The organism is Dyella thiooxydans (genome assembly GCF_001641285.1).
Taxonomy (GTDB): Bacteria; Pseudomonadota; Gammaproteobacteria; order Xanthomonadales; family Rhodanobacteraceae; genus Dyella_A; species Dyella_A thiooxydans.
The window spans coordinates 2,139,013-2,158,165 of record NZ_CP014841.1 but is presented as its reverse complement, the minus strand read 5'-3'; the positions used below and the strand labels follow the sequence as shown (position 1 = coordinate 2,158,165).

19 protein-coding genes are annotated in these 19,153 nt (G+C 69.2%); 14 read left to right on the top strand and 5 right to left on the bottom strand.

The window, feature by feature from the left end:
* Positions 1 to 78 precede the first annotated feature (78 nt).
* The 4 genes from ATSB10_RS09910 to ATSB10_RS09895 form a co-directional block, all read right to left on the bottom strand.
* Positions 79 to 2,895 (bottom strand): lamin tail domain-containing protein, encoded by a 2,817-nt coding sequence (locus ATSB10_RS09910; protein ID WP_063672455.1) that lies wholly within the window; start codon positions 2,893 to 2,895, stop codon positions 79 to 81.
* A gap of 175 nt (positions 2,896 to 3,070) precedes the next feature.
* Positions 3,071 to 3,715: a uracil phosphoribosyltransferase gene (gene upp / locus ATSB10_RS09905; protein WP_063672453.1), complete on the bottom strand. Its 645-nt coding sequence runs from the start codon at positions 3,713 to 3,715 to the stop codon at positions 3,071 to 3,073.
* Positions 3,716 to 3,818: 103 nt separating this feature from the next.
* Positions 3,819 to 4,136, bottom strand: coding sequence for a PsiF family protein (locus ATSB10_RS09900; RefSeq protein ID WP_063672451.1), 318 nt, complete (start codon positions 4,134 to 4,136; stop codon positions 3,819 to 3,821).
* A gap of 211 nt (positions 4,137 to 4,347) precedes the next feature.
* Complete coding sequence (locus ATSB10_RS09895) at positions 4,348 to 5,844, bottom strand: aminotransferase class III-fold pyridoxal phosphate-dependent enzyme (protein ID WP_063672450.1); 1,497 nt, start codon at positions 5,842 to 5,844, stop codon at positions 4,348 to 4,350.
* Positions 5,845 to 6,136: 292 nt separating this feature from the next.
* On the opposite strand from ATSB10_RS09895, the gene ATSB10_RS09890 reads away from it, so the two are divergent.
* The 5 genes from ATSB10_RS09890 to ATSB10_RS09870 are packed head-to-tail and all read left to right on the top strand — an operon-like array spanning position 6,137 to position 10,887.
* Entirely contained in the window at positions 6,137 to 7,042 is a 906-nt protein-coding gene (locus ATSB10_RS09890; protein WP_205631043.1) for an ABC transporter ATP-binding protein, read from the top strand.
* The gene (locus ATSB10_RS09885) at positions 7,042 to 7,803 is read left to right on the top strand and encodes an ABC transporter permease (protein WP_063672449.1); all 762 of its coding nucleotides are present in this window, start codon (positions 7,042 to 7,044) and stop codon (positions 7,801 to 7,803) included. The genes ATSB10_RS09890 and ATSB10_RS09885 overlap by 1 nt, the downstream gene beginning before the upstream one ends.
* Positions 7,804 to 7,844: 41 nt before the next feature.
* Positions 7,845 to 9,062 (top strand): sensor histidine kinase, encoded by a 1,218-nt coding sequence (locus ATSB10_RS09880; RefSeq protein ID WP_169816712.1) that lies wholly within the window; start codon positions 7,845 to 7,847, stop codon positions 9,060 to 9,062.
* Entirely contained in the window at positions 9,059 to 10,288 is a 1,230-nt protein-coding gene (locus tag ATSB10_RS09875) for a sensor histidine kinase (RefSeq protein WP_063672446.1), read from the top strand. Before ATSB10_RS09880 ends, ATSB10_RS09875 begins: the two co-directional genes overlap by 4 nt.
* Positions 10,285 to 10,887, top strand: coding sequence for a response regulator transcription factor (locus tag ATSB10_RS09870; protein WP_063672444.1), 603 nt, complete (start codon positions 10,285 to 10,287; stop codon positions 10,885 to 10,887). Before ATSB10_RS09875 ends, ATSB10_RS09870 begins: the two co-directional genes overlap by 4 nt.
* Before the next feature lie 7 nt (positions 10,888 to 10,894).
* Here the strand turns inward: ATSB10_RS09870 and ATSB10_RS09865 are convergent, their stop codons facing one another.
* Entirely contained in the window at positions 10,895 to 12,241 is a 1,347-nt protein-coding gene (locus ATSB10_RS09865; RefSeq protein WP_063672442.1) for an MATE family efflux transporter, read from the bottom strand.
* A gap of 116 nt (positions 12,242 to 12,357) precedes the next feature.
* On the opposite strand from ATSB10_RS09865, the gene queA reads away from it, so the two are divergent.
* The 9 genes from queA to flhB all read left to right on the top strand — a co-directional run bounded on the left by queA (position 12,358) and on the right by flhB (position 19,144).
* Positions 12,358 to 13,401 (top strand): tRNA preQ1(34) S-adenosylmethionine ribosyltransferase-isomerase QueA, encoded by a 1,044-nt coding sequence (gene queA / locus ATSB10_RS09860; protein ID WP_063672440.1) that lies wholly within the window; start codon positions 12,358 to 12,360, stop codon positions 13,399 to 13,401.
* A gap of 212 nt (positions 13,402 to 13,613) precedes the next feature.
* Complete coding sequence (locus ATSB10_RS09855) at positions 13,614 to 14,114, top strand: flagellar basal body-associated FliL family protein (protein WP_063672438.1); 501 nt, start codon at positions 13,614 to 13,616, stop codon at positions 14,112 to 14,114.
* Between the two features lie 16 nt (positions 14,115 to 14,130).
* The gene (gene fliM, locus ATSB10_RS09850) at positions 14,131 to 15,147 is read left to right on the top strand and encodes a flagellar motor switch protein FliM (protein WP_063672437.1); all 1,017 of its coding nucleotides are present in this window, start codon (positions 14,131 to 14,133) and stop codon (positions 15,145 to 15,147) included.
* Positions 15,148 to 15,200: 53 nt separating this feature from the next.
* Entirely contained in the window at positions 15,201 to 15,473 is a 273-nt protein-coding gene (fliN, locus tag ATSB10_RS09845) for a flagellar motor switch protein FliN (protein ID WP_236886551.1), read from the top strand.
* A 13-nt stretch (positions 15,474 to 15,486) separates the two neighbouring features.
* Positions 15,487 to 15,888 (top strand): flagellar biosynthetic protein FliO, encoded by a 402-nt coding sequence (gene fliO / locus ATSB10_RS09840; protein ID WP_063672435.1) that lies wholly within the window; start codon positions 15,487 to 15,489, stop codon positions 15,886 to 15,888.
* Positions 15,885 to 16,721: a flagellar type III secretion system pore protein FliP gene (gene fliP / locus ATSB10_RS09835; protein ID WP_063672433.1), complete on the top strand. Its 837-nt coding sequence runs from the start codon at positions 15,885 to 15,887 to the stop codon at positions 16,719 to 16,721. The genes fliO and fliP overlap by 4 nt, the downstream gene beginning before the upstream one ends.
* 244 nt (positions 16,722 to 16,965) lie before the next feature.
* Positions 16,966 to 17,235: a flagellar biosynthesis protein FliQ gene (gene fliQ, locus ATSB10_RS09830; protein WP_017463600.1), complete on the top strand. Its 270-nt coding sequence runs from the start codon at positions 16,966 to 16,968 to the stop codon at positions 17,233 to 17,235.
* On the top strand, positions 17,232 to 18,008 hold the full coding sequence (gene fliR, locus ATSB10_RS09825; protein WP_063672431.1) for a flagellar biosynthetic protein FliR: 777 nt from the start codon (positions 17,232 to 17,234) through the stop codon (positions 18,006 to 18,008). The genes fliQ and fliR overlap by 4 nt, the downstream gene beginning before the upstream one ends.
* Positions 18,005 to 19,144, top strand: a complete 1,140-nt coding sequence (gene flhB / locus ATSB10_RS09820; RefSeq protein ID WP_063672429.1) for a flagellar biosynthesis protein FlhB — start codon at positions 18,005 to 18,007, stop codon at positions 19,142 to 19,144. Before fliR ends, flhB begins: the two co-directional genes overlap by 4 nt.
* Positions 19,145 to 19,153: the final 9 nt, after the last annotated feature.

The window sequence follows — 19,153 nt, the reverse complement described above, 5'->3', positions numbered from 1 at the left end:
CGTTCGCGGTCGTCGCAGGCAAGGAAAAGGCCACGCCCGTCGCCGGGCGTGGCCTTTTTGCGTCGAGGCGCGGCCGGGTCAGTGGGCGTGGTGTCCGCGATCCCCGTGAGCCTTGCCGTGGTCGTCGTGGCGGTCGTGGCCGCGGCCGTGGCCGATCATCAGCGACGGATCGAGCAGCTCGACCACGAAACCGTCGTGGTCGGAGACACCGATCGCCTTGTCGATACCGCTGGCGCTGGCCGCGTCATCGGCCGTCTGCACCGGCGCGTCGAGGTCGGCGCGGCCGTACTGCATGCGCATGAAGCGCCAGCGGGCCGGCAGGTTCAGCAGCGCGTGGTCCAGCACCTGGAAGGTCGGCACCGAACGGCCGGAGTTGCCCGAGCCGGCCTTGGTGTAGCCCTGGATCTCGCCGAAGTTCTGCGTGAACTGGAACGAGTAGCGATCGTTGCTGGGCACCGACTCCACCGCATTCCACAGCGCCGGATGCACGATGTTCGGCTCGCCCAGCTTCAGCAGGTTCTGGCTGTCCTGGTAGCGGCCGGAGATCAGCCCGACCATGTCGACGAAGCCGTCGCTGAACTGGTAGCTGTTGAAGTCGCCCACCACCATCAGCGGGGTCAGCGGCGAGGCCTGCTGCAGCAACTGCACCTGGGTGGCGATCGACTTGGCCTGCAGGAAACGCTTTTCGCGGTCGCGATCGGTGGCGCTGCCGCTGCCATCGACCTTCTGCCGTGCCTTGGTGTGCACCGAGATCACCTGGAAGCGCATCAGGCCGGCCTGGGCGGTCAGCAGCAGCGGCGGATGGTCATGGATGTACGCCGTGCTGCCGTTGTCGTCCCAGGTCTCGTCGGCGGCCAGCTGGCGTACCGAGAGCACCTTCACGCGGTCGGTGCGGACCAGGAAGCCGACATCGATGCCGCTGGGGTCGTGACCCTCCATCAGGTAGGCGTCGTAGCTGACGCCATAGTCGTCACCGAGCTGCTTGGCCAGGCGCTGCAGCAGCGGCAGGTTCTTCACCTCCTCCACCGACAGCACGTCCGGCAGGCGCAGCACGCCGCCGATATAGGCCGACAGCCGCTCGATCTTCAGCTGCACCTCGGCCTCGGTCGGCTCGGAGCTGCCGCCGCTGCAGGTGTAGGTGGTGTCGAAGGTCGAGTCGCAGAAGCGCTCGGTGTTGAGCGCGCCGATGCGCAGGGCGACCGGCGGCGCCTTGTCGACCGGGCGCGGCAGTTCGGCCGCATGGGTCAGGCGGAACGTGGTCGGGATCAGGGTGTAGGCGCCGAAGTCGTAGGAGATGACGCCTGTGGCCTCGAAGGTGGAGCCGGCGTTGAACGGCGTGTTCAACGGCACCGCGCCGAAGTCGGCGGTGTTCATCTTGAACACTTCCGGGTTGCCGTCCCAGTTCGGCAGGTCCACGCCTGCCGGTACCGGCACGCCGTAGACCACGCCCGGCTCGCGCAGCGAGCGCCGGCCGTTGGCGGTGATGCTCACCTCGGCATACGGCTCGCCGCTGAAGCGCTTGTTGCCGGTGTTGATCATGCCGTGGCGCACTCGTACGCGCATGCTCATGAAGCACTGGAAATTGGTCGCGCCGCAGGACAGATGGTCCGGGTCCATCGACGGCGTGCCGGCGTCGAACTCGACCGCCCGGGGCAGCCTGGCGCCGTGCGAGACCACGGTGATCTCCGGGTTCTTCAGCTCGGTGAGGTGGTAGTAATCGTCGATCCGGCCGTTGACGTCGACCATGTCGCCGACCGCCACGGTCGGGGCACTGCCGGTGAACACGTACAGGCCGTTCGAGGTCAGCGGATCGGCGTCGGCGCGCGCGTCCGGCGTCTGCATGGTGAAGCCGGCGGGGCCGACCGCGGTGACCACGTTGTCGTGGGTGATCACGCGCTTGCCGAGCAGCGGCGAGGTCTGTTCGCGGCCCTGGATCTCGTACAGCTCGGCATTCACCGGGATGTCGTAGAGGATCGCGCCGATCGCGCTGGCACGGGCCAGGGTGTAGCCGCCGCTCGGGTGGCTGAGGCTCACGGTGAACGTGCGGTCGGTCTTGCCGACGCTGCTGCCGTGCACGGTGACGTCGAAGCTGGCGCTGCTCGCGCCCGGTGCCACGGTGACGTCGGTGTCCAGCGCGTCGTAATCGCCCGCGGCCGCCGAGGCGGTGTCGTCGGCGGTAGCCACGTGCACGGTGACGCCGCTGCCGGCCGGAGCCGGTTCGGACAGGGTCACGGTGAACGGCATCTGCACGTCGCCGGCGCCGGTCACGGTGGCGCTGGCGTCGGCGATCGACACGCTGGCACCCATCGCCACGCACGGGCTGGCGCTGTTGTGCGGCGCGCTCGGGCTCAGCGTGACGAAGTCGGCGCTGTTGTCGCCGCTGTTGTTCGGCAGGCCGGCGGCGTTGGTGGTGCGGATGTAGGAGGTGTCCGAGTTGCTCGAACCCAGCGAGGCCAGCGGCGTGCCGGCCTGGTAGGCCGAACCACTGCTCAGGCCGACCTGGTCGAGCACGGTGCCGGAGGCGTCGAGGATGGCCAGGCCGCCGGTGTCGGTGACGCCGGTGTTGTAGGTCAGGTCACCTGCCACGCTGCCGGAATAGCCGCTGCTGGCCGCATTGGTCAGCAGCAGGTGGCAGCCTGGCGCGATGCGGGTGCCGGCCGGCAAGGTCAGCCGCGTGCCGACCGTGCCGCTGGCGTTGGAGGCATTGAGCTTGTAGCCCGACACGTCGATGGCGGTGGGGCCGGCATTGATCAGTTCGACGAATTCGTCGTTGCCACCGGCCGGTCCGCGGACGCGGAACTGGTTGATTTCCAGATCGCTGGCGTAGGCCGAAAACGACAACGCCAATCCGGTCAGCGTCGCCATCACGGCGCGCCGCACGTTCATTCCCTGCATGTTGTAGTCCCCTCTGGCGGGATCCTTTGTGGATCCGTGACGCGCCGGACGCTAGCAACTTATTGCGACAGTTTCGCTAAAGCTCCCCCCGGAGCGTCGCGTACGGCGATGCCGACGCCCGTCGACATCGCAACACTTTGCGCCGAGTCGGCGGCGGAGGAAAGGGGGTGTCGGTTCAGTCCCTGTCGGGCAACTGCTTGGTGCCGAAGATCTTGTCGCCGGCGTCGCCCAGCCCGGGCAGGATGTAGCCGTGCTCGTTGAGCCGCTGGTCGATGGCGGCGGCGAAGATCTCGACGTCGGGGTGCGCGGCTTCCATGCGCGCGAGGCCTTCCGGCGCGGCGACCAGAAACAGGCCCTTGATCCGCTTGCAGCCAGCCGCCTTGAGCATGTCCACGGTGGCCAGCAGGGTGCCGGCGGTGGCGAGCATCGGATCGACGATCAGCGCGATGCGCTCGTCCATGCGCCCGGTGAGCTTCTCGTAGTAGGTGACCGGCTTGAGGGTTTCCTCGTCGCGCTGCAGGCCGACCACGCTGACCTTGGCCGCCGGGATCAGGTCGAGCACGCCCGGCAGCATGCCCAGGCCGGCGCGCAGGATCGGCACGATGGTGATCTTCTTGCCCTTGATCTGGTGCACCGTGAGCGGGCCGGCCCAGCCGTCGATCGCCTGCTCGACCGTCTCCAGGTCCTTGGTCGCCTCGTAGGTCAGCAGGGCGGCCACTTCCGAGGCCAGCTCGCGGAACTCCTTGGTACTGATGCCGGCCCGGCGCATCAGGCCGAGCTTGTGCTGGATGAGCGGATGGCGGACTTCGACGACGGGCATGCGGGCGGGCCTGGCAGTGGGGCGACGCAGAGCGTCGCGGGCAGCGCCCAAGCTTATCGACGCAGGCCGGCGCGTGCATCCGCACCGGCCTGCGCGGATGACCTCAGCCCTTCAGGCAGGTGCTCATGAAGCTCTTGCGGGCATCGCCCTTGAGCGCCTTGGCCTTGGCGTCGGCGTTGCACTTCTTCATCTTTTCCTGCTGGGTCATCTTGCCCGGCGCCGCGGCGCCACCCTTGAGGCAGGACTTCATGAAGGCCTTGCGCTCATCGCCCTTCTTGCCGGCAGCCTGCTTGTTGCAGTCGGCCATGCGCTGTTGCTGCGTGGTCATCGGCTTGGCGGCCGCGACCACCGGCGTGGACAGGACGAGGGCGCCGGCGACGGTGAGCGAGGCGGCGAGCAGCAGACGGAACGGTTTGCCCATGGTGCGATCCTCCCGAAGAGACCGGCGGTTGCCGGCAGCGCAGTCTCGCGCCGGAAGCCCGGCTCGCGCTACCGCAATTTCATGCGGAACGGCGGGGGCGCCGGCGAAGAGGCCGGTCCATGCCGCCGGCCGCCCGTCGGTGCCGTACCGGGCATGAAAAAGGGCGCGCCCGGCCGGGCGCGCCCTTCGTCGGAACAGCTGGGGAGGGCCGTTACGCCGCCTCGGCCTGCGCGCGCTTGGGCCCGTGCAGCAGGGCGTGCTTCACGTGCGCCACCACCAGGTCCACTTCCGCGCTGGTGACGTGGAAGTGCGGAGTGAAGCGCAGCGAGTTGGTGCCGCCGTGGATCACACCGATGCCGTGCTCGCGCATGTACTCCTCGGTGGAGTTGTCGCCGTAGCACTTGAACTGCGGGGCCAGCTCGCAGGAGAACAGCAGGCCGGTGCCCTGCACCTTGGTGATCAGGCCGCCCAGCTCGTCCTTCAGCGCATTGAGCTTGGCCACGAACTCCTGGCCGCGCTCGCGGATGTTGGTGCGCACCGCGTCGCTCAGCTCGCCCAGTGTGGCGCAGGCTACATCGAGCGCGCGCGGGTTGGCGGTCATCGTGTTGCCGTAGATGCCCTTGCGGTACAGGCCGGCCGTGTGGGCGTTCACGGCGAGCACCGACATCGGATACTGGCCGGCGTTGAGCGCCTTGGAGTAGGTCTCCATGTCCGGCGCCTCGAGCTTCTCGAAGCCGGGGTAGTCGACGAACGACAGCACACCATGGGCACGCAGGCCGGCCTGGATCGAGTCGATCATCAGCAGGGTGCCGTGCGCCTTGGTCAGTTCGCGGGCGACCGCGTAGAACTCAGGCGTCACCGAGCGGCCCGGGTCGCCTTCGCCCATCACCGGCTCGAGGAACATCGCCTCGATGAACCAGCCGTGCCTGTCGGCATCGGCGAACGCGGCCTTCAACTGCTCCACGTCGTACGGGGCGACGGTGATCAGGCTGTCCTCATGGCGGTAGCTGGCAAGGTGCTGCTGGTAGGTCTTGCGCGAGGAGTCGGAAAACAGCGCCGGCTTGTCGGTGCGACCATGGAAGGCGCCCTTCACCGCCAGGCGCTTGATCGCACGGCCTTCGTAGCGACCGCCGGCGTCGGTCATCAGCTTGGCGTTGACGTCGGCGATGCGGCAGGCCAGGCCCACGGCCTCGGAGCCGGAGTTCAGGCACAGGAAGCGGTCGTACGGGAAGCCACCACGGCGCTGGCCGATTTCCTTGCGCAGCGCTTCGTTCATGCGCATTTGCGCGATGCTCGGGGTCATCACGTTGGCCATCACCTGCGGGCGGCTCATCGCCTCCAGGATCGCCGGGTCGTTGTGGCCGAAGCCGAGCATGCCGTAACCGCCGTTGTCATGGACCACGGCGCCCTTCAGCGTGACGATCCACGGGCCACGGGCAGCCGCCGGCAGGTACGGGTTGATCGCGTCGTCCGGGTAGAAGTTGACGTAGCCGGCCTGGGCGCGGGCCAGCTGCTCGGCCTCGTCGAGCTTCAGGAAGTCGGCCAGGTCCGCGCGCAGTTCGCGATGGCGCGACACCGCCTCGGATACCGCCTGCCCGAGCATCGGATCCTGCGCGGCCATGCGCTCGATGGTGGCATCGTCCAGACCGGTGGTCCGCGGCTTGCCGCCGAAATCGCGCAGTTCGCGCAGCTGTTCAATGACGTGCATAACGCTCCTCCTCAACCTCCACCGGCGCCTCGCTCCCAACGCAAAGCAGGCCGGTGGATTCGTGATATGGGCGGGAACGCCGCACCGCGCACGGCGCGCTTCCCGCTGCCCTTTCGGGCCGTCTGACGCACCGCCGCATAAGGGTTGGCGGGCTTCAGGCATCCCTCAAGGATAGCGCGAGGGGCCATTTCCCGGTACCCCGCATGACGGCTGTCAGGTGCGTCGGCTGATGTCCGCGAGTGGCCGCAAGTGCCTGCCATGGCTAGTTTTGTGGCCATCCCAAGGAGGCCCCATGAACCCTTCGATGCCCCCTGTCGCCGAACTCGTCGGCGTCACCCAGCGCTACGGCGCGCTGACCGCGCTGGACGGGCTCGACCTGGCCGTGCGCCCGGGCGAGCTGCTGGCCCTGCTCGGTCCCAACGGTGCCGGCAAGAGCACCTCGATCGGCGTGCTGCTCGGCCTGATGCGGCCGCAGTCCGGCCAGGCGCGGTTGTTCGGTGGCGACCCGCAGGATGTGGTCTCGCGCCGGCGCATCGGCGTGATGCTGCAGTCGGCGGCGCTACCCGCCACCCTGCGCGTGGGCGAGCTGCTGCGGCTGACCGCCAGCTACTACCCCGCACCGCGCCCGCTGGCCGAGAGTGCCGCGCTGGCCGGCGTCGACGACCTGCTGACCCGGCCCTACGGCAAGCTCTCCGGCGGTCAGCAGCGCCGGGTGCAGTTTGCGCTGGCGCTGTGCGGCCGACCGGCCCTGCTGTTCCTGGACGAGCCCACCGTGGGCATGGACATCGAGGCCCGCCAGAAGCTGTGGGCGGCGATCCGCAGCCTGGTCGGCGAGGGCTGCGCCGTGGTGCTGACCACGCATTACCTGGAGGAGGCCGAGGCGCTGGCCCAGCGGGTGGTGGTGATGGGGCAGGGCCGGGTGCTCACCGAAGGCAGCGTGGACGAGTTGCGCGGTCGCGTCGGCATGACCCGCATCCGCTGCCTGAGCGACCTCGACGCCGATGCGGTGGCCGGGTGGACCCACGTCACTGCCGCCGGACGCGAGGAGGGCCGGCTGGTGGTCACCACCGCCGCCGCCGAATCGGTGTTGCGCCGCCTGCTCGATGCCGACACCACATTGTCGGAACTGGAAGTGCGTCGCGCCGGCCTGGCCGAAGCCTTCGTCGAACTCAGCCGCCAGGACAAGGAGGCCGCCTGATGGACGCCACGATCACGATGTCGCCGCGCCGCGTCGCCGGCGCCTACCTGCAGGAGATCCGCAGCGAGTGCCTGCGCTACCTGCGCGCACCCTCGTTCATCCTGCCGGTGACGCTGTTCTCCACCGTGTTCTACCTGATGTTCGGCGTGCTGCTGAACCACCCCGGCAGCGATGCGTCGCGCTACCTGCTGGCCAGCTACACCACCTTCGGCGTGATCGGTCCGGGCCTGTTCGGCTTTGGCGCCTCGCTGGCGATCGAGCGCGAGGGTGGCCTGCTCACCCTCAAGCGCGCCCTGCCGATGCCGCCCGGGGCCTACCTGCTCGGCAAGATGGTGATGGCGATGGGCATGGCCACGCTGGTGGCGGCGCTGCTGCTCACCCTTGGCCTGACCCTCGGTGGCGTCACCCTGTCACCGGTGAGGGTGCTGGCGATGCTGGCCGCCGGTGCCTTCGGCGTGCTGCCGTTCTGCGCGCTGGGCATGTTCGTCGGCACCCTGATCAAGGGCCAGGGCGCGCCAGGCCTGCTCAACCTGGTGTACCTGCCGATGGCCTTCCTGTCCGGCCTGTGGCTGCCGTTGAGCATGCTGCCCAAGCCGCTGCAGGCGATGGCGCCGGTGTGGCCGAGCTACCACCTCAACCAGCTCACCCTGGCGGCGGTGGGCATGGGCCACGGGGCACTGTGGCCGCACGTGCTGGCGCTGGCCGCGTTCGCGGCGGCTTTCCTCGTGCTGGCGGCCCGCCGCCTGCGCCGGGTAGGCTGATGGCTTCCGCCTCCGCACGCCTGACTGGCAGGGGATCGACCATGCGCCTTGCGAACCTGCCTGCCTGGATGAAGCCGGCGCCCGACTCGCTGGTGGCCGAAAGCGTGTCTCGCGGCAAGTCGCCGTGGACCGATGCGGTGCACCTGCTGTGGTCGGCCTGGATCTTCATCACCCCGGTGTTCGACCGCGACGCGTGGAACCTGCGTTGGGTACTGCTCACGCTGCTGTCCTACCCGGTGTTCCTGGCGCTGTACGGTATGTGCTGCATCGCCTCGCGCCGCGCTTCGCCCATCTACGCGGCGGGCATGCTGGTGCTGTGCATGGTGCTGCTGCCCTGGTATCCCAGCGGCATGACCTACTTCGTGTTCGGCTGCGTGATGCTGCGCGTCTGCCGGATGTCGTTCCGCACCTACATGCTGGCTCTCGCCGGGCTCAACGTGGCCTTGCTTGCCGAGGCCTGGCTGCTGCACTACCCGTGGCAGGCCACGTTCACGATGCCGATCGTCACCTACATCATCGGCCTGATCATCAACGCCGAGACGACCAGCAGCGAAAAGGATGCCGAGCTGCGCCTGTCGCACGAGGAGGTGCGCCGGCTTGCCGCCACTGCCGAGCGCGAGCGGATCGGTCGCGACCTGCACGACCTGCTCGGCCATACGCTGTCGCTGATCACCCTGAAGCTGGAGCTGTCGCGCAAGCTGTTCGACCGCGACAGCGAGGCGGCCCGGCGCGAGATGAGCGAGGCAGAAGCCGTGGCCCGGCATGCCCTGGCCGAGGTGCGCGCGGCGGTGACCGGTATCCGCGCCACGGACCTCGCCGCGGAGCTGGCCTCGGCGCGCCTGTTGCTGGCCTCGTCGCGGGTGCACCTGGATTACGAGCTGGGCGTGTCGGCGTTGCCCGAAGACGTGGAACGGCACCTGGCACTGGTGATCCGCGAGGCCTCGACCAACATCGTGCGGCATGCCCGCGCCAGCGAGGCGCGGATCCGTCTGCGCTGCGACCACGGCGACGTGGTGATGGAGATCTGCGACAACGGCCGCGGCGGCATCGCCGAGGACGGCAACGGTCTGCGCGGCATGCGTGAGCGGGTGCGTTCGCTCGGTGGGCAACTGGCGATCGATTCGCCGCGCGGGCGCGGCACCCATCTCACCATCCGGGTGCGCGCGCCGGCGGTCGAGCCGATCGTTGCGCCGGAACAGGGCGAGGCAGAGGCATCGGCCATCGTGTCGCTCCCCGCCGCGGGCAGGAGCGCCGCATGAGCACGCCGATGCATTCCGTGGCGCCGTGCATGCGGCAAGGGCCTTTCGCCGCGGCCTTCCACCGCCTGTTCCGGCCCGATCCCGAGTCGCTGCTCGGCCGGTTGCGCTCGCCCACCTACCTGCGCTGGCAGGCCGGGCTGCAGCTGTTTTCGTTCATCGCGGTGATCATGCTCCCCCTGGAGAAAGGCTTCAGCTGGCACTGGATGGCCCCGACCCTGCTCTCGCTGGTGCTCTACCTGTTCTTCTACATCCGCATGTACATCATGCCGGTGCGGCAGATGATGGTGAATGCCGCCGGGCTGGTGGCGGTCGGCCTGTTGCTGTGGCCGCTCAACAGCGCCGCCTTCATCTACCTGATGATCGCCAGCATCAACCTGGCGCTTCATCCTTCCTGGCGGTTGTGGCTGCTTACGGTGGCGGTGACGTCGCTGCTGGCCGTGCCGGTGGTGCTGCTGATCGACGCCCCGAAAAGCCTGCTGCTGGTGGTGCCGATGACCTCGCTGTTCGGCGGCTTCAGCAATTTCATCTATATGCGCGGCGTGCGCCGCGACGCCGAGCTGCGGCTGTCGCAGGAGGAGGTGCGCCGGCTGGCCACGCTGGCCGAGCGCGAGCGCATCGGCCGCGATCTGCACGACCTGCTCGGCCATACGCTGTCGCTGGTGGCGATCAAGTCGGAACTGGCGCGCAAGCTGGCCCTGCGCGACGCGAGCGCAGCGCAGCGCGAGATGGAGGAGGTCGAGCGCGTGGCACGCCACGCGCTGGGCGAAGTGCGCGCGGCGGTCACCGGCATGCGCCGCGGCGACCTGGCCGCCGAACTGGTTTCCGCGCGCCTGATGCTCGAGGCGTCCGGCATCCTGCTCGGCGGCGGTACGCCCGAATCGCTGGCGCTGCCACGCGAGGTCGAGGCACCGCTGGCGCTGGTGCTGCGCGAGGCGGTCACCAATATCCACCGGCATGCGCGTGCCACCGAGGCGCGCATCGAGATTTCCAGCGAGGAAGGCGAATTCAGGATGCGGATCAGCGACAACGGCTGCGGCGGTCTGGCCGCGCATGGCAACGGCGTCAGTGGCATGCGCGAGCGGTTGCGCGCGCTGGGAGGCACCCTCGCCATCGATTCCCCGCTGCGCAAAGGCACCACGATCACGGTTGCCGTACCGATGGCGATCTCCGCACAACCGCCAGCCGCTGCTGGCACGCGTCGTCAAGCGGCCGGGAGCGCCGCATGATCCGCGTGCTGCTGGCCGAGGATCAGGCGATGGTGCGCGGCGCGCTGTCGGCGCTGCTCAACCTGGAAAGCGACATCGAGGTGCTCGGCAGCGCACCGGACGGCGAGGCGGCCTGGCGCGAGATCCAGCGGCTGAAGCCGGACGTGCTGGTCACCGACATCGAGATGCCCGGGCTGACCGGGCTGGAGCTGGCCCAGCGCATCCAGCGCCACGAGCTGCCGATCAAGGTGATCATCGTCACCACCTTCGCCCGCCCCGGCTTCCTGCGTCGTGCGCTGGAGGCCGGCGTGTCCGGCTACCTGCTCAAGGACGCGCCGGCCGAGAACCTGGCCGAGGCGCTGCGCATGGTCCATCGCGGCGGCCGCTCGATCGATCCGCAGCTGGCGCTGGACGCCTGGTCGGAGGCCGATCCGCTGAACGACCGCGAGCGCCAGGTGCTGCGCCTGGCCGGCGAAGGGCAGAGCGCCAGCGACATCGCCACCCAGCTGCACCTGTCTCACGGTACGGTGCGCAATTACCTGTCCGAGGCGATCGGTAAGCTCGGTGTCGGCAATCGCATCGAGGCCTATCGCCTGGCGCGGCAGAAAGGCTGGCTCTGACCGGCTCCTAGCGGGCCTGCGCCACCCAGCCGCCGCGATGGGCGATGCGGCGGGCGATCCACGCCATCGCGCCGGCCCGCACCGCCATGAAGCCGAGGAAGGCCAGCCACAGCCCGTGGTTGCCCAGCGGGTGCAGGGCGGTCGCCAGCGCCAGGAACGCTGCACCGGCGAACAGCATGGTGTCGCGCATCTCGCGGGCACGGGTGGCCCCGACGAACAGGCCGTCGAACAGGTAGCTCCACACGCCGACCAGCGGCAGCACGGCGAGATAGGGCAGGTAGGCGTAGGCCACCGCACGGACCGGGGCGATGTCGGTCTGCAGGTCGACGAACGCGTGCCCGCCCAGCGCGAACAGCAGGGCGAACGCCAGGCTGCCGAGCAGCGACCAGCCGCCGGCGACCACCAACGCGCGGCGCAGCGCGTTGCCGTCGCGCGCACCCACGGCATGGCCGGCCAGCGCCTCCACCGCATTGGCCAGCCCATCCAGCGCGAACGCGGCGACCATCAGTCCGTTCAGCAGCAGCGCGTTGGCGGCGACCACCGTGTCGCCCAGCCGCGTGCCCAGCACGGTGACGGCGAAGAACACGCCCTGCAATGCCAGACTGCGGATCAGGATGTCGCGGTTGACCCCGAGCAGCGGCCGCCAGGCTGACCAGCGACGCAGCGCCGACGGATGCAGATGTCCCGGGAAGCGTTGCAGCTGGCCGCGGATGGCGGCGAGTCCGGCCAGCGCGCCCAGCCATTCGCCGCAGGCCGAGGCGGCCGCGATGCCGGGCACGCCCCAGCGCAGTCCCAGCACGAACAGCAGGTTCAGCGCGATGTTCGCCAGGTTGGTCAGCACGGTCACCCGCAGTGCCAGCCGAGGCCGGTGCATGCCGAGGAACCAGCCGGCCAGGGCCGCGTTCATCAGCGCGGCGGGCAGGCCGAACAGGCGGATCTGCAGGTAGCTGCGGGTCAGCGCATCCAGCGTCGCCGAGGGCTTCATCAGCTGCAGCAGCGGGCCGAGCAGGGGCAGGGCGAGCCCGATCGTGAGCAGGGCCAGGCCGACCGCCAGCCCCAGCGCCTGCACCAGCAGCCGGCGCAGCGCATCGCCGTCGCGCCGGCCGCCGGCCTGCGCGGCGAAGCCGATCGTGCCCATGCGCAGGAAGCCGAAGATCCAGATCGGCAAGCCATACACCGCGCTGCCCACCGCCACCGCGCCGAGCTGGCCGGCGTGGGCGAGATGCCCGGCCACGGTGCTGTCCACCAGCGCCACCAGCGGCACGGTGAGGTTGGAGGCGATCATCGGCGCGGCCAGCGCCCACACCTGTTGGTGGGTGGGGCGGTCGCGCCAGTCTGCGAAGAGTCGGGACATGCGGCATGCAATGGCGGGGGCAGCGGGCATTGTTCCACGCGTGCGTGCCCCGTACGGCGCGGTGCGGGATAATCCCCGCTTTCCCGCGCCCGGCGGGGTTGTTGGTGACGTAACCCGTGAAGAAGTCCGATTTCGATTTCGACCTGCCCAATGCGCTGATCGCCCAGGCGCCGCTGCCCGAGCGCTCGGCCAGCCGCCTGCTGCATCTGGATGCCGCCGCCGGCACGATGAGCGACCGGATGTTCCGCGAGCTGCCGGAGTTCCTGCGTCCCGGCGACCTGCTGGTGTTCAACGACACCCGCGTGCTGCCGGCGAGGCTGTACGGCCGCAAGGACACCGGCGGCGCGGTGGAGATCCTGATCGAGCGCGTCACCGGTGCGCACGAGGCGGTGGTGCAGCTGGGCGTGAGCAAGAAGCCGAAGGAAGGCGGGCGGATCGAGCTGGGCGACGGCAGCCACGCGGTGGTGCTGGGCCGCGAAGATGCGTTCTTCCGCCTGCGCTTCGAGTCGCACGAGCCGCTGGAGAAGCTGCTGCACAAGCTCGGCGAGATGCCGCTGCCGCCGTACATCGAGCGCAGTGCCGAGGCCAGCGACCTGGAGCGCTACCAGACCGTCTATGCCCGTGAGCCGGGGGCCGTGGCCGCGCCCACGGCCGGCCTGCACTTCGACGAGGAGATGCTGGCGCGCCTGCGCGAGAAGGGCGTGCAGTCCGGCTACGTGACGCTGCACGTGGGCGCCGGCACGTTTCAGCCGGTGCGGGCCGACGACATCAAGGACCACCACATGCACCGCGAGTGGCTCAACGTCGGCGCCCACCTGGTGGAACAGGTGCGCCGCACGCGGGCGGCCGGCGGACGGGTGATCGCGGTCGGCACCACCGTGGTCCGGGCGCTGGAAAGCGCCAGCGTGGACGGCGAGCTGCACCCGTTCGCCGGCGAGACGCAGATCTTCATCTTCCCCGGCTACCGCTTTTCCAGCATCGACGGGTTGATCACCAATTTCCACCTGCCGCAGTCGACCCTGCTGATGCTGGTGTCGGCGCTGGCCGGGCGCGAGTTCATGCTGGCGGCCTACCGCCATGCGGTGGCCGGGCGCTACCGCTTCTTCTCCTACGGCGACGCGATGCTGATCCTGCCGCCGGTGCCCGAAGCGCTGCGCTGACGGAACGCTGACGCCGGGCCTGCCGGGTCCGGCGCGATACCGTCGCGAAGTCGACGCGCGGGCTTTCCGGCGGGCGTCAAGAAACTGCCGCGACCGCCGCCATGGCGCATTCCCGTGCGGTTCCTCGCGCATGGCACGCCGTTTGCTAATTTCCCCTCGGAATGTCCCGCCCGGCGCGGGACCCGTTACATCCGCATCCATCCGAGGGTTACATGGACAACGACGCACCCGAATCCGCCAGCGCTCCGCCCAAGCCGAAGCGCGGCCGGCTGATCATTCTCATCATCGTCGCCCTGCTGGTGCTCGGTGGTGCGGGTGCCGGTCTGTACGCCGCCTTCGGGCCCAAGCACGCGCCGGCGGACAAGGCCGCCGAGCAGGCCGCCGAAAAGAAGAAGCCCGAGCTGTTCCTGCCGCTGGATCCGGCCTTCGTGGTCAATTTCCGCGACGACCAGTCCGCGCGCTACCTGCAGGTGGGCGTGACCCTGATGAGCCACGAGCAGTCGGCGCTGGACGCTGCCAAGGAGGCCCAGCCGGTGATCCGCAACCAGCTGCTGCTGCTGTTCAGCGGCCAGAGCTACACCAGCCTGATCGATGCGGCCGGCAAGGAAAAGCTGCAGGCGCAGGCGCTGGCCGCGGTGCAGAAGATCGTGCAGGAGCGCACCGGCAAGCCGGGCATCGATGCCCTGTACTTCACCAGTTTCGTGATGCAGTGATCGACGGAGACCGGCGATGAGCGACCTGCTTTCCCAGGACGAGATCGATGCCCTCCTCAACGGCGTGGAGGGCGGCGCGGTCGAGACCGAGACCGACGAGCCGATGCCGCGCGATGCCGTCATCCAGTACGACTTCACCCAGCAGGACCGCATCGTGCGCGGCCGCCTGCCGACGCTGGAGATGGTCAACGACCGTTTCGCGCGCTACTTCCGCACCGGCGTGTTCAACGTGCTGCGCAAGACCGCCGAGGTCTCGGTGCTGGGCGTGAAGATGGTCAAGTTCGCCGAGTACGTGCACGGCCTGGCCGTGCCCAGCAACCTCAACCTGGTGCGGATCAAGCCGCTGCGCGGCACCGCGCTGGTGGTGATGGAGCCGCGGCTGGTGTTCACCGTGATCGACAACTTCTTCGGTGGCGACGGACGCTTCCATGCGCGCATCGAGGGTCGCGACTTCACCGCCACCGAGAACCGGGTGATCCAGATCATGCTGGTCGAGCTGTTCGCCGCCATGGTCGAGGCCTGGGCACCGGTGCTGCCGCTGGAGTTCGAATACCTCAATTCGGAAATCAACCCGCAGTTCGCCAACATCGTCAGCCCGACCGAGACGGTGGTGGTGTCGCGCTTCCACGTGGAGCTGGACGGCGGCGGCGGCGAGATCCACCTGACCCTGCCGTACGCCATGGTCGAGCCGATCCGCACCCTGCTCGACGCCGGCGTGCAGAGCGACCGCGTCGACCGCGACGACCGCTGGAGCGAGACCCTGCACGAGGAAATCCTCGATGCCGAGGTCGAGATCACCTCGCTGCTGCTGGAGACCGAGCTGGCGATCGGCGACTTCCTGCAGCTGCGCCCGGGCGACGTGATCCCGGTGCCGATGCCCGACCTGACCACCGTATTCGCCGAGGACGTGCCGATCTTCCGCGGCCGCTACGGCCAGACCAACGGCCACAAGGCCGTGCGATTCCAAGCCCCCGCCGGCCGCCGCGAGGCGCGCCTGAACAGTGATTTCTCCATGGAGCAGAACCCGTCATGAGCACCACGCCCGAAGCCGCCCAGGCCGCCGCCGAGCGCGTTCCGCTGGAAAACATGGACCACCACGACGTCAACCTCGACATGATCCTCGACGTGCCGGTCACGTTGGCGATGGAGGTCGGCCGCACCCGCATCAGCATCCGTAATCTGCTGCAGCTCAACCAGGGCTCGGTGGTGGAGCTGGATCGAGCCGCCGGCGAGCCGCTGGACGTGTTCGTCAACGGCACCCTGGTTGCCCACGGCGAGGTGGTGGTGATCAACGAGAAGTTCGGCATCCGCCTGACCGACGTGATCAGCCCCGCCGAGCGCGTGCGCAAGCTGCGCTGAGGCGGACCGCACCGTGCTCACCCTTCTTGCCCAGGCCGCGCCGGCCGCGGCCGCCGCCGCCAACACGGCGACCGACTTCAACGTCGGCGCCGAGCTGCTGCGCGTGGTGCTCAGCCTGGCCGGCATCATCGGCCTGATCTTCGCCGCCGGCTGGCTCAGCAAGCGCCTGCAGGCGCGTACCGTGCCCGGCGGCCGGCGCATCCGCTGCGTGGAGACGCTGGCAGTCGGTGCGCGCGACCGCGTGCTGCTGCTCGAGGCCCACGGCAAGCGCCTGCTGGTCGGGGCCGGCCCGGGCGGGTTGCGCACCCTGCACGTGTTCGATGGCGAGCTGCCGCCGCCGGAAGAGGCCGCTCCGCCGGCCGTACCGGTGCCCGGTTTCGCCGAACTGCTCAACCGCTGGAAGCGCACGCCATGATCGCGCCGCGCCTCTCCCTCCGTCTCGCGCAGCTGGTGCTGCTGCTGGTGCTGGCGCTGCTGCCGCTGGTTGGCCATGCCGCGCCGCAGTCCACACCGGCGACCGCCCCCTCCACGTCGGCGATCAGCATGCCGACCCTGCCGTCCGCCACCGGCGCCGGCATCCCGGTGCTCACCGTGAAGGCCGCACCGGGCGGCGGCCAGAACTGGACCCTGTCGCTGCAGGTGCTGGCACTGATGACGGTGCTGACCCTGCTGCCGGCCGTGCTGCTGATGATGACCTCGTTCACCCGGATCATCATCGTGCTCGGCTTCCTGCGCCAGGCGCTGGGCACCCAGTCCACGCCGCCGAACCAGGTGCTGCTGGGACTGGCGCTGTTCCTGACCCTGTTCGTGATGTCGCCGGTGATGAACAAGGCGTACACCGACGGCGTGAAGCCGTACATGGACGGCCAGCTCACCGCCGAGCAGGCGCTGCCGGCGGCCACCGCGCCGTTCAAGCGCTTCATGCTCGACCAGACCCGCGACGCCGACCTGCAGATGTTCACCCACCTGGCCGGCGACCAGCCCTACGCCAGCAAGGATGCCGTGCCGCTGCGCGTGGCGATGCCGGCCTTCGTCACCAGTGAGCTCAAGACCGCGTTCCAGATGGGCTTCCTGCTGTTCATCCCGTTCCTGATCATCGACCTGGTGGTGGCCAGCGTGCTGATGTCGATGGGCATGATGATGGTCTCGCCGATGATCATCTCGCTGCCGTTCAAGATCATGCTGTTCGTGCTGGTCGACGGCTGGACGCTGCTCATCGGCACCCTGGCCGGGAGCTTCTACACATGAGTCCCGCACACCACCGACGCCCGGTAGGAGCCCACCCTGTGGGCGACCGTTCCGGCTACGCAGCACCATCCATCGCCCACAGGGTGGGCTCCTACAGGGGATGTCGCGACGCTCCTGAATCCGTCATGCATTTCGGCCCGATGCCCGCACGCCTTGTAGGAGCCCACCGTGTGGGCGACCGCACTGGCTGCGTAGCACCATCCATCGCCCACAGGGTGGGCTCCTGCCGGGGTATCGCACGGCCATGACTCCCGAATCGGTCATCCAGTTCGGCCAGCACGCGCTGTACGTCGCCATGCTGGTCGCCGCGCCGCTGCTGCTCACCGCGCTGGCCGTCGGCCTGCTGATCGGCGTGATCCAGGCGGCCACCCAGATCAACGAGATGACGCTGAGCTTCATCCCGAAGCTGATCGCGATGGCCGCGGTGGCGCTGATCACCGGCCCGTGGATGCTGCGCACCCTGGTGCGCTTCACCCACGACCTGATCACCGGCTTGCCCGGGGCGATCAAGTGACCGAGATCGACCTGGTCCAGCTGCAGCAGTGGGTCGGCTCGCTGCTGTGGGCGCTGGGTCGGGTCGGTGGCCTGATGCTGGTGGCGCCGGTATTCGGCAACCCCATGCTGCCGGCGCGCATCCGCGTCGGCATCACCGTGATGCTCACCCTGGTGATGGCCCCGTTGTCGCCGGCCGCGGTCGATCCGCTGTCGGCCGCCGGCGTGGGCACCATGGTCGGCCAGGTGCTGATCGGCGCGGCGATCGGTTTCGTGCTGCGGCTGGTGTTCGAGGCGGTCGCCTTTGGCGGCCAGCTGGTGGCGCAGAGCATGAGCCTGGGCTTTTCCGAGGTGGTGAACCCGGAGGGCGGTGGCAGCACGCCGTCGCTGAGCCAGCTCTACATGATCCTGGTGACCCTGATCTTCCTGACGATGAACGGCCACCTGCAGCTGGTCGCGCTGCTGGCCGAGAGCTTCCGCACGCTGCCGCCGGGGCACGGCGTGCTGGGGCCTGACGCGCTGCATGCGGTGGTGATGTTCGGCACCCAGCTGTTCGCCGGAGCGGTGCGTGTGGCGCTGCCGGCGGTGACCTCGCTGCTGGTGGTGAACATCGGCTTTGCCGCGATCAGCCGTGCCGCGCCGTCGATGAACCTGTTCGCGGTGGGCTTCCCGATCACCGTCACGCTGGGCATGGTGGTGCTGTGGCTGTCGCTGCGCAGCCTACCCGGTGCCTTCGAATCGTTGACCGACAAGGCCTGGTCGCTGATGGGTGACCTGGCGAGGGGCGCGCCGTGAGCGACGAGAGCAGCGCCGAAGACCGCACCGAACAACCTTCCGAAAAACGCCTCAAGGAAGCACGCGAAAAAGGCGACGTCCCGCGATCGCGCGACCTGTCCGGTGCGCTGGTGGTGCTGGCCGGCGTGGCCGCGCTGATGGCCACCGCGCCCTCGGCGATGGAGCACGCCCGGGCCATCTATGGCCTGGGACTGCATTACAGCCGCGACGCGCTGTTCTCCGAGGCCTTGCCCGGGCGGGCACTGCACGAGGCGTTGAGCGAGGCGCTGGCGATGTTCGCACCGGTGGCGATCGCCACAGTGCTGGCCACCCTGGCCGGGCCGATCCTGCTCGGTGGCCTCAACTTCAGCGCCGAGGCGCTGCAGCCGAAGTTCGAGCGGATGGACCCGATCGCCGGCCTGGGCCGGATCTTCGCCATGCGCGGCGTGGTGGAGCTGGGCAAGGCGCTGGTCAAGCTGACCCTGATCGGCTTCGCGCTGGTGCTGCTTTTACGTCACTGGGAAGGCGAATTATTGACGACCGGCCGCGGCGATGTCGGCTTCGGCATCGCCTCGGCGATCGGCCTGCTGGGCCGCGCCGCGCTCACCTTCGGGGTGATCCTGGGACTGATCGGCGGCTTCGACGCGCTGTACCAGCGCTTCGACCACAACAAGCGCCTGCGCATGACCAAGCAGGAGCTGAAGGACGAAGCCAAGGAGACTGAGGGCAACCCCGAGCTCAAGGGCCGCATCCGCCAGGTGCAGTACCAGATGGCGCAGCGCCGGATGATGCAGGACCTGCCCACCGCCGACGTCGTGGTGACCAACCCGACCCACTTCGCGGTGGCCCTGAAATACGACGAAAACCGCTTCGGCGCGCCGCGCGTGATCGCCAAGGGCGTGGACGTGATGGCCCAGCAGATCCGCGCCGTGGCGAGCGGCCATCGCATTCCGCTGGTCGAGGCGCCGCCGTTGGCACGCGCTTTGTATGCAACGACCGAGCTGGGTCGGGAAATCCCCGCGTCGCTGTATGTCGCGGTGGCGCAGATTCTGGCCTACGTCTTCCAGCTGAAGACGGCCACGGCCCGGGGCGACGCCCCGCCGAAGCCGCCCCAGCCGGACATCGATCCGGACCTGATGGGTCCATACAAGCTCTAGGGATACGCG